This window comes from Thermomicrobium sp. CFH 73360 (assembly GCF_023806465.1).
Classification (GTDB): Bacteria; Chloroflexota; Chloroflexia; order Thermomicrobiales; family Thermomicrobiaceae; genus Thermomicrobium.
On sequence record NZ_JAMSLS010000005.1, the window covers coordinates 114326 to 128670 of the forward strand.

Here is a 14345-nt window from a genome sequence, read left to right on the forward strand (position 1 = left end):
CTCCAGGCCGAGCGCCAGCCAGCGCGAGGCATGACGGTCCGCAAGCGCACTTGAAAGCCAAAGGGGACACCCCGCCCGACGTCGGCGATCATCCGTTGTTTCCCCGGCAACGACGAGGACGCAATGGAGGTGACCAGTACTTTGACTGCTGGGAAACGCCACTGCGTGACGCTGCACGGCCCCGCCTCTCACAAAAGATCAGCCAACTTGTCCGCCCCCGGGAACGCAGATATGCGGCACCCGACGCAACACCGAACTTCTCGGGGATCAACTCCTGCCCCGTGATAACGCCTGCAGATCGCACTGATCCAGCACGGGACCCTTCGCAGAATTCAATCGCGACACGGACAGCGCTGTCAGCCATACCGGTACTGGACGCCAAAGCCGCCTCTCGGATAGGTCCAGGCAATGTTCCGGAACTCAAAACAGACAATGCGGCACGTACCGCACTCGACGCATCCCTCATAAGAGAACTTGACTCGGCCATCCGGCAGTGGCGTATAGCACGCAGCTGGGCAGCACACGATGCATTGTTGACGCTCGCACTGCAGACAGAGATCGGGGTCAATGATCCAGATATGGGCGCGTTCACGGTCGACATGGTAGGGTGTCGTGGCGAGCTTGCGCTCGAGCCCGGCACGGTCCTGGATGGGATCCATCACTCGTACCATCGATGATTTCCTCCTCGACCGCCCCCAGTCTAACACGAGGGCTGACGGGACTGCCTTTCACTCTTGTTCATGCCAGCGTTCTCTCTGCGGAAACACTCGGAGAGCGGTCACCAGAGCCAGCCGCCTCCCGCACCCTTCCTCATTCCCTCATCCTCCCCGAGCCAGCGTTTTGCTGTCTCAACAGGGCTTTCACCATGCTGCCGCCACGGAGTACACTCTGCGAGCCGGGGCTTTCCGGCCCCGTTGAATGAAAGGCGGCACGATCAATGTCCAATGCGGTCACTCCTCCTGAACGGATCTGTATCTTTTGCGGTTCCCGTCTCGGCAACCGGCCAATCTATCGTTTGCATGCCGAGCGTCTTGCCCGGCTCCTTGCGGAGCGTGGTATTGGGATCGTCTACGGTGGCGGGAGCATTGGACTCATGGGCGTGGTCGCTGACGCCGCGCTCGAAGCAGGTGGTGAGGTGATCGGCGTGATTCCTGAGGTCCTCATGGCACGCGAATTTGCACATCCGAACCTCACCCACCTCCATATCGTTCGCACAATGCACGAGCGCAAGGCACTCATGTCAGATCTCGCCGATGGGTTCGTCGCACTTCCCGGTGGCTTCGGGACACTCGACGAACTCTTCGAGATCGTGACGTGGGCTCAGCTGGGTATCCATAGTAAACCAGTGGTGCTCCTCAACTCTGCCGACTACTACCGGCATTTGCTCGCCAGCGTCCGTCACGCGGTCGAGGAGGGTTTTATCACCCCGGAGCACGCTGGGCTCCTGGTTGTGACCGATGACCCCGAAGAGGCAGTCGAAGCTTTGTTAACCTATCAACCACCGATTGCGGTCCCACGCTGGGTGGGACGTGAAGAGCGCTAGCCCCCCAATCGCCGGAGCTGGAAGTGCGCGGTCCCCAACACGACCTCCGCATCGGTCCAGGCCCACAAGCGAGCGAGCGCCGGTCCCGGTCCGAGCCGTTCCATGCGCTCGACAAGTAGCGGGTTTCCGCCGGCGGCCAGCCCGATACGCTGCGGCCCCACCGCGAAGTAGTGCACTGTCACACCGAACTCGGCATCGTGCACCAGTTCACCATCCGTCGCAGTCACTGCTCGCCAGAGCTCGACCGCGTGAGACAGATCCGGTACCGCGATGAGAACCTCCGCCAAACCGCGCGTTCCGTTTGCATGCTCAGCCTGCTGCCCATGTGGGACGCGTTCAATACGTGGTGTCACATCCTCGATGAGGAATGGAACCAGACCAGTGAGTTCGTCCAGTGGTGTCGCTCCCTTCCAGGCAATCGTCACTCCATCTGGCCGCCGCCTGCTGCCCTCACTGAGACGTAGTGTGATGCCGCGTGCGACAATTTGCTCAACATCAGCCTCGAGACCGTCGCTTAGAAGGCAAAGATCGATCATCCCCCCACCTAGCTCGCGATACCGGTACCAGCGATGCTCTGGATGCGGTTCGCGAAAGGCGATGAGCTCCAAGTACGAGCCATCCGCGAACCCGATTAAGGCATTGTGAGTACCTGTTGGGTGCTCACCACCCCGCACGACCGTAAACCCAGCCTCGTGATATGCCTGAATCGCAGCCTCGAGATCCTCGACCAGGATCACAAGATGATCAACGTGTTGCAACATAGTTACCCTCCTCTGCACTCTCCGAGGCCTATCGTCCCAGTGTATCGGCGGTCTAGGCTCTTGCGCTTCCCCAATTTACCAATGCTGGTTCTTGTACGGTCTAAGAATGCACGGCGACTCTCACTCTCACGCAAAGGCTCATTGGCACAGCCTCCACCCGTTGCCAGAGAGAACCGCATCCTGAGTTCCCGCTCTTGGCCTCAATGTGCTGAACATGACCACGAGAGGCGACCGGCACTCGGCCTCTCCACACAAGCTGCTTTTGGTTCTGCTGCTCTCCCATGCCCCCAACCCTACCAACCGCTGAGCTCAGAAGTAGGAGAGCGTTAGAGCTCCAAGCACTTTCCACCCCCTAGTGCGAGCAACCATACGAGACATGGTTGCTCGAGTGCATCACTGCAGGACCTTTTGAGCAAGGAGTAGAGCCCCCTGGAGGATGACGACTACCCGTGGCAAGGCAAACATCTTCCTGCAGGACCCTAAGGCTGCACACGATGGGATCCTTGAGACCAGCCAGACGTTCTTGCCGAAGCGGAACGCATCTAGGTACACTGGCCGAAGCCGTGCCAGCGGCTCGCGGCAGCTCGAGGTTTCCGCGAGACGACCGAAGGTCGTTCGGCTGTCCCGCGGGAGCACTCGAGAGTGACGGCGACTGCTTGCTCCCGCACAGCCATGTGAAGGTTCGAGTCCGAGGTCGCTCAGGACGAAGGACTGAATGATGGGTGTCAGCCTCGCGCTCCTAGGGCTTCTCGCATTTGCCGCGCCTTGGCTCGCAGCCCGATTGCAACAGCGTTTCGGTTACCTCGCAGCGCTCGTTTCAGGCGGGACGTTTGTCTGGTTCGCCCTTCAACTGCCTCATGTCGTGGGCGGTGCCGAGCGGCTCGAGGAGCTTCCTTGGTTACCGACGCTTGGGACAACGCTGAGTTTGCGCCTGGACGGCCTTTCGCTCACTTTCGCGCTTCTCATCACCGGGATCGGAGCGCTCGTTGCGCTCTACGTCGTCGGGTATCTGGAAAATCACCCCCGACTCCCGCGTTTCTGGACCTCACTCCTCCTGTTTGAGACTACGATGCTCGGACTCGTTTTGGCCGACGATATTGTCCTGCTCTTCGTCTTTTGGGAACTCACAAGTGTCTCCTCCTTCTTCCTCATCGGCTTTGCGGATGAGCGCCCGCGCGCGCGGGCAAACGCCCAGCAAGCCCTGATCGTCACGGTGGCCGGGGGTCTTGCACTCCTTGTGGGGCTGCTCCTGCTTGCCCAGCAGCAAGGGAGTTTCCGTCTGCGCGAGCTCGTGACCATGGGTTCCCTACAGCCACCCGAGACGCTCATCACTGTGGCATTCCTGCTTATCCTCTTGGGCGCTGCAACGAAGTCTGCGCAGTTCCCCTTTCACTTCTGGCTCCCCAACGCCATGGAGGCGCCCACACCGGTGAGTGCGTACCTGCACTCGGCGACCATGGTCAAGGCAGGGATCTATCTCCTCGCCCGACTTCACCCAGTCTTGGGTAGTCACCCCTGGTGGCAACCATCACTCCTCACTCTCGGACTGCTCACTGCGCTCACGGGAGCGGCACTCGCGATACCGCAGCGCGACTTGAAGCGTCTCCTCGCTTATAGCACCGTGAGTGCGCTCGGGACGTTAGTCTTTCTCCTCGGCTTGGGAGACGCCGGGGTAAAGCCATTCGCACTCTTTCTCATCGCCCACGCTCTCTATAAAGGCGGAGCGTTTTTGGCTGCCGGTGCCATCGAGCACGTCACAGAACGGCGAACGCTCGACGCACTCGGTGGTCTCTGGCGAACCGCGCCGGTCCTCGCTGGTGCGACTGGGTTGGTGGTACTGGTTGCTGCTGGCCTGCCGCCCACGCTTGGATTCGTTTCCAAAGAAGCAATCCTGGAACTTGGTGTCGAAACGCTGTCTCCGCTGCTCCTCCTTCCCCTCCTTCTCGCCTTCGTCGGTCAAACCACCGTGGCGTGGCTCCTCCTCCGGCCACTTCTGGCACGTCCACCGGAGAGTCTCCACCTGCACCATGCACACTGGTTCTCGCTTCTGACTGGGCCGATGCTTCTTGGGCTGATCGCCTTGGGAGGAGGTTTTGCGCTCGATCCCCTTAGATCGTTGATCGCCGCAGTGATTGCCAGCGTGCAGGGAGCAACGCCTCCTCCAGTGAAGCTCACCCTCTGGCACGGGTTCACGGTGGCACTTGGCACGAGTGGTTTTATCCTCCTCTCCGCTGGACTGATCGCCGCGGTCTGGCCGCGCATCGCGCCCGTGGGGGACCGTCTGGCAATTACGGAACCGCTCGCCGAGCGCCCCCGCGGGCTCGGCCGTCTGGCACCCGAACGAGGCTACCAGTCACTCATGAGCATGGTTCTGCGCTTTGCCGACGTGCAGACCCGACTCCTTCAGAACGGCTATCTCCGTGTTTATGTGACGGTTATCGTCGCTACCGCGATCCTGTTGATCATCGTCAGTGTGCTGCGCAGCGGGCTGACGATACCGGCTCCGCTCCCACCTTTGACAATCGTCGATCTGCTCGATGCCGTTCTCGTGCTGATTATCATTGTCAGTAGCTTTGTCACCGTGCGTGCCACTGAGCGACTCGTCGCCGTTGCGGCGCTGGGCGCACTGGGGTTCAGCCTCGCTCTGCTCTACGCACGGTATGGTGCACCGGACTTGGCACTCACCCAAGTCCTGGTTGATACCCTGACGGTCGTCCTCTTAGTCTTTGCCTTCTACCGATTACCCCGGTACGCACAGCTTTCCTCGACTCCAGCACGCATCCGTGATGCCGTCCTTGCAACTGCCTTTGGTGTTGTAATGGGCGTCTTTGCGCTGCTGGTTCACTTCTTTCGGTACCCGGAACGCATTTCCAGCTATTTCGCCGAACAGGTGTATGAGGCCGCTCACGGGCGCAATGTGGTGAACGTGATTCTGGTTGATTTCCGTGCATTGGACACGCTCGGTGAGATTACCGTTCTTGGGCTCGCTGCACTCGGTGTCGCTGCGCTACTCGCTGTTGGGAAGGGGGCTCGGGACTGATGACTGCGCTCCCGTCGCTCATCCTGCGTACCGCTGTCCGGTGGATCTCCCCCCTACTGCTGTTGTTTAGTCTCTTCCTGCTTCTGCGTGGACACTACGAACCGGGGGGAGGCTTCAGCGGTGGCCTCATCGCTGCGACCGGTTTTGCGCTTCTCACCTTCGGCTATAGTTTGAACACGGCACGGCGTTTGTTGCGGGTACCTCCGATCACGCTCGTTGCCGTCGGTATCGGTCTCAGCCTTGCAACCGGGATCCTTGCGCTCATCACCGGGAAACCGTTCCTTACCGGACTTTGGGTCAAGGTTCCTCTTGCCGGGACAGTGACGCTCGAACTTGGCACCCCACTTCTCTTTGACGTCGGCGTGTACCTCACAGTCATCGGCGCGACCCTCACAATGCTGTTTGAGTTCGCAGAGGAGTGAACAATGGAGTTCCTCTTTGCGATCATGATCGGAACACTCTATGGCTGCTCGCTCTACCTCCTGCTGCGCCGTAGCATTGTCAAGCTCGCTATTGGGCTTATCCTTCTTGGCAATGGAGCAAATCTCCTCATCTTCAGTGCCGGCGGCTTGGTACGGGGTCGCCCACCGCTGGTGCCAGAGGACGCCACCAGCGTGCCCGCCCCGTACGCCGACCCGCTCCCGCAAGCACTGATCCTGACCGCCATCGTCATCAGCTTCGGCGTACTCGTCTTCGCTGTCGCGCTGATCTATCGAACATACCGCGCCCTGGCCACTGATGACCTCGACGATCTGACCGCGACCGACCGGCTCGGCGAAGTCCCTGAGGCAGCCCACCAGCCAGTCGTGCCGGTCGGTGTGTCGGCATCGAATTCCCAGGACGGACGGTAAGATATGGGTCTCCTGGTTACCTTACCGCTGCTCCTTTCCTTGGCTTTCAGCCTGACCCTCTTTGCAGTACGTCGCCGCCGAACGGCGAGCCACGTTCTCGCCATCATCGGTGCCTCGGCACTCCTCGCCTTAGCCATCGCCCTGCTTGTCGTCGTCGCACGTGAGGGGCTCCAAGTGGTCGCTTTGGGAGAGTGGCCCGCACCTTACGGCATTGTCCTGGTCGCTGACCTCTTCAGTGCAGCGATGGTTCTGATCTGTGCCTTGGTCTCCTGGGCAACGATCGTCTATGCGACTGCGTGGATCGACCCAGAACGTGAACGGACGGGCTTCTACCCACTGGTCTTTGCCTTACTTCTGGGAGTTAATGGGGCTTTCCTGACCGGTGACCTTTTCAACCTTTATGTATGGTTCGAGGTCATGCTGATGGCGTCGTTCGTTCTCTTGGTTCTCGGAGCCGAACGAGGACAGGTGGAGGGTGGAATCAAGTACGTGTCGCTCAATTTGCTCGCCTCGGCGTTCTTCCTCAGCGCTACCGGCATCCTCTACGGCATAAGTGGGACTCTCAACTTTGCTGACCTCAGCCGAGTACTTTCAGGCACCGACCCCCGAATCCTTGATCTGGTCGCTGTCCTATTCGGGATCGCCTTCGGCATCAAGGCAGGAGTGTTTCCCCTCTTCTTCTGGTTACCAGCATCCTATCACACACCCCCCGTACCGGTCTCAGCACTCTTCGCTGGTCTGCTGACCAAGGTGGGAGTCTACGCCCTCGTCCGCGTCTTCACCCTCCTCTTTGTCCACAATCCCGGGTGGACACATACGCTCCTTCTTGGCTGTGCGGCGCTCACTATGCTCACCGGGGTCTTTGGTGCACTGGCGCAACACGACGTCCGGCGCATCCTCTCATTCCACATCGTCAGCCAGATCGGCTATATGATCTTCGGTCTTGCCCTACTTACTCCGCTCGGCCTTGCAAGCAGTGTCTTCTACTTGATTCACCACATTGTCGTGAAGACCAACCTGTTTCTAATCGGAGGTCTCATCGAGCGCGCATTCGGTACTGGCTCACTCGATCGGCTCGGTGGGATATTTCGAGAGCGTGCCTGGCTCGGACTATTGTTCCTGATTCCGGCATTCTCCCTTGCAGGTATTCCTCCGCTCTCCGGCTTCACCGCAAAGCTCCTCGTTATCCGTGCCGGACTTGCCACGCATTCTTATCTTGCAACGGCAATCGCCGTCGTCGTCGGGCTCTTCACGCTCCTCTCTATGTTGAAGATCTGGAACGAGGCATTCTGGAAAGCTCCGCCCGAAGGAGGACACGCAGACACGGCTTCCGTCCAGTACAACGCTCGTCTCATTCTCCCGACCATCGTGCTCGCTGCGGTCACGCTCTATCTTGGTATTGCGGGTGAGATGCTACTGGGGCTGTCCATGAAAGCCGCCGAGCAACTGCTCGACCCGGCCGGCTACCGTGCTGCTGTGCTTGGGACAGTCAATCCTGTAGTAATCGCTGGAGGTTGAGGATGCGGGGGTTCCTCTTAAACGTGTTGCTTGCACTGGTTTGGACGATGGCCGTCGGGCGGTTCACCTTTCCCCAACTGCTGCTCGGGTTTGTCCTTGGCTTCATCATCGTCGCGATTATCGAGCCACTCTGGGGCAGCCCGAGGTACTTCCCGCGGATCACCCAGGGACTCCGCTTTGTCCTCTTCTTCTTCCGGGAACTGGTGCTCAGTAATCTCCGTATCGCCTATGACGTTGTAACCCCCAGACTCCAAGCCCGGCCACAAATCATCGCGATCCCTCTGGAAGCGCGCACCGACACGGAGATCACCTTGCTCGCCAACTTCTTAACACTGACCCCTGGGACACTTCCCCTCGATGTCTCCGCCGACCGGCGCGTGCTCTACGTCCACGCGATGTACGTCGACGACCATGACCGCTTTATCGAAGAGATCAAGCGCGGTATGGAGGCTCGCCTACTGGAGGCACTCCGATGACCGAGCGGCTCGTCGGTCTTCCTGTCTCCTCACCCCTCTTAACGATCGCGATGGTCATCCTCGTCGCTGCTCTGCTCCTTGCGCTCGTCCGCATTGTGCGTGGACCAACAATCCCTGATCGGGTCATTGCGCTTGACTTAACTGCTTCGCTCGTCGTCGGGCTGTTGCTTTTACTCGGAGCCGTACTGCAGCTGTTAGCGATCGTCGATATCGCCATCGTCCTTGCGCTGATCGCCTTTCTCGGCACCGTTGCCTTCGCCTCGCTGATCGAACGGAGGACCCGCGAATGATCGCGCTGGTAACTGGACTGCTCGCTTTCAGCGGTGCACTCTTAATGCTGATCGCTGCGGTAGGACTCCTTCGGATGCCGGACTTCTACATGCGCATGCAAGCAGCAGCCAAGGCCGGCACGCTGGGTATCCTCTTGATCGTCGCCGCCACGGGGATCACTCTTGGAAGTCTCTCCGCGTTGCTGCATGCCTTTCTGGCGAGTCTCTTCTTCCTCCTGACCACACCAATTGCAGCACACCTGCTCGGGCGGGCTGCCTACCTTTCGGGCATCCGCCCCATGGTCCTTGAGGATGAACTCGCTGGGCGTTACCACCCAGCGACACATGAGCTCCGTAGCAATAATGCTCCGGCCGCCTCCACACCAGGAAGCGACCGAATCGAGGAGACTCCGGCCTAGAGGTCGGGATCTGCTTTACCGCTTCCCCGTGGCCTCCTTCTGTTCCTCATCGCCTACTTGCCGCTTCTGCGCCTTGCGGGCAGCTCGCCACCGCAACATCGCCACAGCATCCTCGGGCGTGAGCGGCACACGCCCCTCCTTCGACTGACGGTACTTAAATGGATATCGGTGAGGCACACTGTGCTTCGGTTGCTTCAGCCGCTGGTTGACTCGCTTTCCTGCCTGCCGACGAAGCTTCTTGACCATCGATTCGACCGCCATTTGTGCTTCCTCCCATTTCCTCTACTTCACGGCGCCCTCTCGCGCCGCGGCACAAACATGTTCAACGTCTCGACTTCTTCGTCACCGACGACGGAGGCTCCATGTGGGACAGCAGAGCGGATCACCACCACATCACCCGGCTCGCAGACGATCTCTGAGCCATCCACCTGCAGAGCGAGCCGTCCACGCAGTACAACTGTGACCTGCTCTTCAGGATGCGCATGCGTCGGAAAAACCGCCCCCGGAGCGTAGCGATAGCGCACGAGCGTCTGCCGCTCGCCATGTACAGTCTGGCGGATGACACCCGGCTGCGGGCACTCCGGTTCGATTGTCTCCCACCGATAGCGTGTGACGGCCGGCAGCTCCTTCATCGGTCCACCTGCTTCCACGTCAGTCGAGTGGCGGGAGCCCGAGTCCGCAACGCTCACGCACCACTGCCATCTTTGCTGCCGCGAGCTCGCGCGCTTTGGCCGCACCTTCCTGGAGCGTTCGGATGACAATCGCTGGGCTTGCGGCGAGTTCTTCCAGCCGCTCCTGGATGGGTGTGAGCGCTGAAATGATCACCTCGGCCAAATCCTGTTTAAACTGGCCGTACCCTTTGCCTGCATACCGCTCCTCGAGTTCGGGAATTGGAATACCGGCGAGAAGCGAGTAGATCGTCAGCAGATTTGAGATGGCTGGCTTGCGCTCTTCGTCGTAACGAATCACCGTCTCCGAGTCGGTCACTGCCCTCCGAATCTTGCGGCGGATGACATCGGGCGGATCACGCAGTTCAATCCGACTGTCCGGATCCGGGTCACTTTTGCTCATCTTCTTCGTCGGATCCGTCAGCGACATGATGCGGGCGCCAGCAGGCTTGATGTCCGCTTCCGGTACCACAAAGGTCTCACCGAAAGTGTGGTTAAACCGGATCGCCACATCGCGCGTCAGCTCGATGTGCTGTTTCTGGTCTTCTCCGACTGGCACGACCGCTGCATCGTAGAGCAGGATGTCAGCCGCCTGCAGGACCGGATAGAAGAACAGCCCGGCACCGACGCGCTCCTGCCCCTTGGATTTCTCCTTGAACTGCGTCATGCGCCGGAGCTCCCCGAAGGTTGCCAGCGTCCCCAGGATCCAGCACAGCTCGGTGTGCTCCCGCACGTCGGATTGAACGAAGAGAATCGAACGTTCCGGGTCGATCCCTGCGGCAAGCAACACACTCGCCACCTCAAGCGTCCGCTGGCGGAGCTCCACCGGGTCGTACGGGACGGTCATGGCGTGGAGATCAACAATGCTGAAGATATTGTCGTATTGATCTTGCTGGAGCACCCAGTTCCGGATTGCCCCGAGATAGTTTCCCAGGTGAATACCACCAGTCGGCTGGATTCCCGAGAACGCACGCGGCTTCCCCGCCATCCTCGCTCCTCCCAATTTCCGACCCACGAGGATACCATGACGACCGGAACGCGATCGCGATGGCAGTACGGGTCAGAAACTCCGGTGTTGCCTATCCCCTTCATCGGGAGCGAATCTTTCGATCCAGACAATTGGCGTCCTCGGCCTCGTCCGCCGCTACGCCGACCGCTTCTTCCTAGCCTCTTGCTCGTTCGGATCCGTGCGGCCCACTCAGGCGAGCGTGCGATACCGGCTTTGCTTTGGCCGTGGCCCAAGACAGCTCTCGTATGGCTCGGGTGAAGGCCAGCCCCGAGCCAGATGCCAGGGTAGACACATCACCCTGACGAAGTGTCCCTTGGTAGACCAAACCTGGTACGCACCTTCCGCCGCGCCAGTTCAGGCCACAGAAAAGTACGGAATCTCGGTAAGGCGCACCACCCTCCTGGCCACTCACCTAGGGTCCTGCGCCTCCGACGTCCAAGCACACGCGCGCCATCCCTCCGCACCATGCGATACGGCCCCACACATGCTGTCCGCGCACTGCACATCATGTCTCTCTGGCTCTCGGGTGATCGAGGACTCCGTCCCAGAGGTTCCAGTGTCCAACACCCTAAGACTCAAGAAACCGCTGGACACACCTTACGGCCAGTCTGTTGTCGGGCATCCCCAGCTGACATCGCCTAGACAAGCACGACACTGTGCTCCTTCAGACTGAAGACTCACCCGCCTCGAACGCTCGGCGGAGTTCCTCTGGTACTGGAACTGGCCGCATGGTCCGTGCATCGACAAAAACCTGCACAAGATGTCCCGTGACCGCTGGCTCTTCCTCTCCGTCCTTCACCAGAGCGAAGTCCAGCCGGAGCGATGACCGCCCGATCCTGCTCACCCAAAGACGACACACACCTCGGTCGTGCACCCACAGTGGCTTCCGATAGTCCGCCTCCACGTGGACACGTGGGTTAACGATCCCGAGTTCTCGCATCATCCGCAGCGTGTAGCCGAGCCCGCGGAAAAGGGCGTACTCGGCCTGCATCACGTAGCGGAAAACGTTTGGATAGAAGATCAACTCCGCAGGATCCGCATCACCCCAGTAAACCACGAACGGTACTTCCACTTGCCGCACACGTACTCCTCTCCGTTCAACCTCTCGCTGCTATCTCGTGGATCGCACCGCTGGTTCCGCCATCACCTCCTGCACTGGCAACTGTTCGTTCGAGCGTATCAGGAAAGCAGCGGGCAAGGCTAAAGTAATCAATGCTCCACCGGCCACAGCGAACGGAAGCCAGGCCCCGTGCGTGTAGAGCACAGCACTGCCCAGCGCGCTCAATGCCGCACCGGAGATTCCGGCCGTTGTATATGCCCCTTGTACCCGCCCCTGGTGCTGTGGCCCCGCAAGCGCGGAGAGATACGCGTCGACAGACGGAGTTAACAACCCCGCAATTGCTCCTTCAACGGCGCCAAGCACTAACAAGGCAGGAATAGACGGGACACCGTACCCAACGATCACCCCCCCGAGCAATGTCGACAACACGGCGACACGACGCCAGCGAGGTCGGTGGTTCGCCAAGCGCGCTCCGATCGGCAAGGTGACAAGATTGGCGACGGAGAAGGTCGTATAGCTGATCCCCAAGACGAAGTCGCTTGCACCCAGCTCTTTGAGGTAAATGCTCCAGATCCCGCTGAAGATACCCACTGGAACCTCGAAGGCGAAGGCCAAAAGCATCGCAGCGAACAAGGCTCCACCCAAGATCGTGCGGAACGAATCGCGTCCTGCGCGCGGTACTGTCCCTGCTGCCGTCGTGCTCAGACGCCGGAAGGCCAGGAGAACGGGAAGCGCAAGCAGCATTTCCCCGAAACCGCTGAGCAAGAGGAGTACGACTTTCCCAACGAAGCTCGAGAGAAGACCACCAATCGCCGGTCCCAAGAGCCATCCCACGTTGAACATACCCCAGAAGGCGGCGAACGCTTCGCCACGACGCTCCACGGGCGTCAAGTCAGCGAGCAGCGCCCGCATGGCCGGGTAAATCAGCGAAAGCCCAACCCCCTGGAGCACGCGCAGAGCAATAAATGCAGCGGGGCTTTCCGCCCAAACGAATGCTGCCGTCGCGGCGCCCTCAATAATCAGGCCTGCAACGACAGGTCGCACCCGCCCAATACGATCAGCCAGCGCCCCAGCCGGGAAGAAGAAAACCAGCTGTGCGAGCATGAACGCTGAGGCCATGAGCCCAACAGTGCCATAGGAGGCTCCGCGTTCACGAGCGATGAGCGCAATGAACGGCACCACCAACCCAGTTATGAGCCCCGCAAGCAGGGTGAGGCCGAGCACCAGACGGAGCATCGGTTGCCGGAGTACCCACGGACGCGGGATCAAGTTGCGCATACCCGACGCTCCCCGGACAACTCAACCAACGCGGGACGCTGTTCGCGAGCGCTCCACCCACACCGATGACCGCCAGAGGATCGGGAAACGCAGCGTCACCACACCAACCGCCACAACCGCGAGCAGCGCAAGCATGCTGACCGCAAGCGGGGCACCCCACGTGTCGGCCAGCGCTCCGGCCGGCAACGTCCCAAGCGGCAGTAGTCCCCATGTCAAGAGATAGACGCTGTAAACACGACCGCGCACCGTATCTTCCACTGTGAGCTGTAGCAGCGTATTTGTCGCCGCCATATACACCGCACCAGTCACACCAGCGGCAAAGAGAAAAAGTCCGGCTAACCACGCAAATGGAGCCTGTGCGAACGCCAACACTGCCGTCGCAAAGAGGCCAACACTGACCACCAGGACCCGCGGTGACTCCCCGATATGCCGACGAGCCGCTACCGCGACCGAGCCGATGACCGCGCCGAGACCGTTCAGCGCCATGAGGATGCCGAGACCGGTTGCCCCCACTCCAAGTTCGTCACGAGCAAAAACCGGCAGAAAGTTCATGTACGGGAAAAGAAGCAGTGTCGGGAGCGCAGCGAGCACCATCAGCGCCAACAGCTGCTCGCGCCGCCAGACCACTTCTACACCTTCAACAAATGCTCGCCAGAAGGACCCCCCGCTCGAAGCCGGGCGAACGCGAGGCAGCCGCGCAGTAATTGCCACCGAGAGCAGTTGAAAGAGTGCGCAGACCCCAAAGGCTCCCGCCAGACCAACCGCTCCGACCAGCGGGCCAGCCAGGGCCGGGCCCACGATGCGCGGCGCGTTCTGGGCTGTCGACGTCAGTGCCACCGCGTTGACCAGCGCCTCGCGACCGACGACATTCGCCACCAGCGCGCTGCGCGTCCCAAACACAAACGCCATCCCGGTTCCCGAAAGGAAGGCAGCGGCCAGGAGCTGCCATGGTTGGAGTCGGTCAAGCCACAGGAGGACCACGAGCAACACGGTCACGACAGTAACAAGCACTTGCGCAGTCAGCAACACGAACCGACGGTCCAATCGGTCGATTACTACTCCCGCCGGGAGACTCACGAGCAGCATCGGGATCCCGTTCAAGAATCCTGTCAGTCCGACGAAAAACGGGGAATCGGTCAGGACAAGCGCCAACCATCCGGAGAGCAGCGACCACATCCAGAACGCCGCGTTGGTCGCAAGCGTCGTCCCGAACAGCAGTCTGAATGCCGGATAGACTCGCAACGAGTAAAGTGCTCCACCACGGCCAGCGGGCCGCTGCTCGAGGGACTCCACCACAGTCACGCCCCCCACACGCGCCCGATCCTACCACGCCGTTGGGCAAGAGGAACGCCTGGTCTTCCTCTGTGTCGGGAGCGCCTGACGATCCAGTTCGCCAGGTTTCCATCATGGGCCACAGCGTGATGGACCAAGCATCACATGCTACCTGTAGCGC

Annotated in this window: 15 protein-coding genes and 1 pseudogene; 8 read left to right on the forward strand and 8 right to left on the reverse strand. The window is 60.4% G+C overall.

Going from position 1 to position 14345, the window contains the following annotated elements; all coding sequences use genetic code 11:
• Positions 1-356: 356 nt before the first annotated feature.
• Complete coding sequence (locus NET03_RS10175; RefSeq protein WP_252128807.1) at positions 357-671, reverse strand: ferredoxin family protein; 315 nt, start codon at positions 669-671, stop codon at positions 357-359.
• Positions 672-937: 266 nt separating this feature from the next.
• On the opposite strand from NET03_RS10175, the gene NET03_RS10180 reads away from it, so the two are divergent.
• The gene (locus NET03_RS10180; protein ID WP_252128808.1) at positions 938-1543 is read left to right on the forward strand and encodes an LOG family protein; all 606 of its coding nucleotides are present in this window, start codon (positions 938-940) and stop codon (positions 1541-1543) included.
• Here the strand turns inward: NET03_RS10180 and NET03_RS10185 are convergent.
• Entirely contained in the window at positions 1540-2304 is a 765-nt protein-coding gene (locus NET03_RS10185) for a VOC family protein (RefSeq protein ID WP_252128809.1), read from the reverse strand. The two genes, NET03_RS10180 and NET03_RS10185, sit on opposite strands and share 4 nt — an antisense overlap.
• Before the next feature lie 718 nt (positions 2305-3022).
• On the opposite strand from NET03_RS10185, the gene mbhE reads away from it, so the two are divergent.
• The 7 genes and pseudogenes from mbhE (at position 3023) to mnhG (ending at position 8877) form a co-directional block, all read left to right on the forward strand.
• The gene (gene mbhE, locus NET03_RS10190) at positions 3023-5344 is read left to right on the forward strand and encodes a hydrogen gas-evolving membrane-bound hydrogenase subunit E (RefSeq protein ID WP_252128810.1); all 2322 of its coding nucleotides are present in this window, start codon (positions 3023-3025) and stop codon (positions 5342-5344) included.
• Positions 5344-5766: a Na+/H+ antiporter subunit B gene (locus tag NET03_RS10195; RefSeq protein ID WP_252128811.1), complete on the forward strand. Its 423-nt coding sequence runs from the start codon at positions 5344-5346 to the stop codon at positions 5764-5766. The genes mbhE and NET03_RS10195 overlap by 1 nt, the downstream gene beginning before the upstream one ends.
• A gap of 3 nt (positions 5767-5769) precedes the next feature.
• Positions 5770-6111, forward strand: a pseudogene (locus NET03_RS10200) (Na+/H+ antiporter subunit C); the annotation flags it as partial.
• Between the two features lie 87 nt (positions 6112-6198).
• Positions 6199-7713: a Na+/H+ antiporter subunit D gene (locus NET03_RS10205; RefSeq protein ID WP_252128813.1), complete on the forward strand. Its 1515-nt coding sequence runs from the start codon at positions 6199-6201 to the stop codon at positions 7711-7713.
• 2 nt (positions 7714-7715) lie between these two features.
• Positions 7716-8189: a Na+/H+ antiporter subunit E gene (locus tag NET03_RS10210; RefSeq protein ID WP_252128814.1), complete on the forward strand. Its 474-nt coding sequence runs from the start codon at positions 7716-7718 to the stop codon at positions 8187-8189.
• The gene (locus NET03_RS10215; protein WP_252128815.1) at positions 8186-8479 is read left to right on the forward strand and encodes a monovalent cation/H+ antiporter complex subunit F; all 294 of its coding nucleotides are present in this window, start codon (positions 8186-8188) and stop codon (positions 8477-8479) included. The genes NET03_RS10210 and NET03_RS10215 overlap by 4 nt, the downstream gene beginning before the upstream one ends.
• Positions 8476-8877 (forward strand): monovalent cation/H(+) antiporter subunit G, encoded by a 402-nt coding sequence (gene mnhG, locus NET03_RS10220; protein WP_252128816.1) that lies wholly within the window; start codon positions 8476-8478, stop codon positions 8875-8877. The genes NET03_RS10215 and mnhG overlap by 4 nt, the downstream gene beginning before the upstream one ends.
• Before the next feature lie 15 nt (positions 8878-8892).
• Here the strand turns inward: mnhG and NET03_RS10225 are convergent, their stop codons facing one another.
• The 6 genes from NET03_RS10225 to NET03_RS10250 form a co-directional block, all read right to left on the reverse strand.
• Positions 8893-9138 (reverse strand): hypothetical protein, encoded by a 246-nt coding sequence (locus NET03_RS10225; RefSeq protein ID WP_252128817.1) that lies wholly within the window; start codon positions 9136-9138, stop codon positions 8893-8895.
• A gap of 26 nt (positions 9139-9164) precedes the next feature.
• Complete coding sequence (locus NET03_RS10230; protein ID WP_252128818.1) at positions 9165-9509, reverse strand: cupin domain-containing protein; 345 nt, start codon at positions 9507-9509, stop codon at positions 9165-9167.
• Between the two features lie 19 nt (positions 9510-9528).
• Complete coding sequence (trpS, locus tag NET03_RS10235; protein WP_252128819.1) at positions 9529-10533, reverse strand: tryptophan--tRNA ligase; 1005 nt, start codon at positions 10531-10533, stop codon at positions 9529-9531.
• 685 nt (positions 10534-11218) lie between these two features.
• A complete protein-coding gene (locus NET03_RS10240) occupies positions 11219-11635 on the reverse strand; it encodes an acyl-CoA thioesterase (protein WP_252128820.1) in 417 nt (138 codons plus the stop codon).
• Between the two features lie 30 nt (positions 11636-11665).
• Entirely contained in the window at positions 11666-12892 is a 1227-nt protein-coding gene (locus NET03_RS10245; protein ID WP_252128821.1) for an MFS transporter, read from the reverse strand.
• Positions 12893-12913: 21 nt separating this feature from the next.
• Positions 12914-14188, reverse strand: coding sequence for an MFS transporter (locus NET03_RS10250; RefSeq protein WP_252128822.1), 1275 nt, complete (start codon positions 14186-14188; stop codon positions 12914-12916).
• Positions 14189-14345 lie beyond the last annotated feature (157 nt).

Bases quoted from the DNA above. Each gene is read 5' to 3' on its own strand.
- trpS (WP_252128819.1), bottom strand. From the start codon at position 10,533: ATGGCGGGGAAGCCGCGTGCGTTCTCGGGAATCCAGCCGACTGGTGGT.
- NET03_RS10185 (WP_252128809.1), bottom strand. From the start codon at position 2,304: ATGTTGCAACACGTTGATCATCTTGTGATCCTGGTCGAGGATCTCGAG.
- mnhG (WP_252128816.1), top strand. From the start codon at position 8,476: ATGATCGCGCTGGTAACTGGACTGCTCGCTTTCAGCGGTGCACTCTTA.
- mbhE (WP_252128810.1), top strand. From the start codon at position 3,023: ATGGGTGTCAGCCTCGCGCTCCTAGGGCTTCTCGCATTTGCCGCGCCT.
- NET03_RS10180 (WP_252128808.1), top strand. From the start codon at position 938: ATGTCCAATGCGGTCACTCCTCCTGAACGGATCTGTATCTTTTGCGGT.
- NET03_RS10245 (WP_252128821.1), bottom strand. From the start codon at position 12,892: ATGCGCAACTTGATCCCGCGTCCGTGGGTACTCCGGCAACCGATGCTC.
- NET03_RS10205 (WP_252128813.1), top strand. From the start codon at position 6,199: ATGGGTCTCCTGGTTACCTTACCGCTGCTCCTTTCCTTGGCTTTCAGC.
- NET03_RS10195 (WP_252128811.1), top strand. From the start codon at position 5,344: ATGACTGCGCTCCCGTCGCTCATCCTGCGTACCGCTGTCCGGTGGATC.
- NET03_RS10175 (WP_252128807.1), bottom strand. From the start codon at position 671: ATGGTACGAGTGATGGATCCCATCCAGGACCGTGCCGGGCTCGAGCGC.
- NET03_RS10230 (WP_252128818.1), bottom strand. From the start codon at position 9,509: ATGAAGGAGCTGCCGGCCGTCACACGCTATCGGTGGGAGACAATCGAA.
- NET03_RS10225 (WP_252128817.1), bottom strand. From the start codon at position 9,138: ATGGCGGTCGAATCGATGGTCAAGAAGCTTCGTCGGCAGGCAGGAAAG.
- NET03_RS10215 (WP_252128815.1), top strand. From the start codon at position 8,186: ATGACCGAGCGGCTCGTCGGTCTTCCTGTCTCCTCACCCCTCTTAACG.
- NET03_RS10210 (WP_252128814.1), top strand. From the start codon at position 7,716: ATGCGGGGGTTCCTCTTAAACGTGTTGCTTGCACTGGTTTGGACGATG.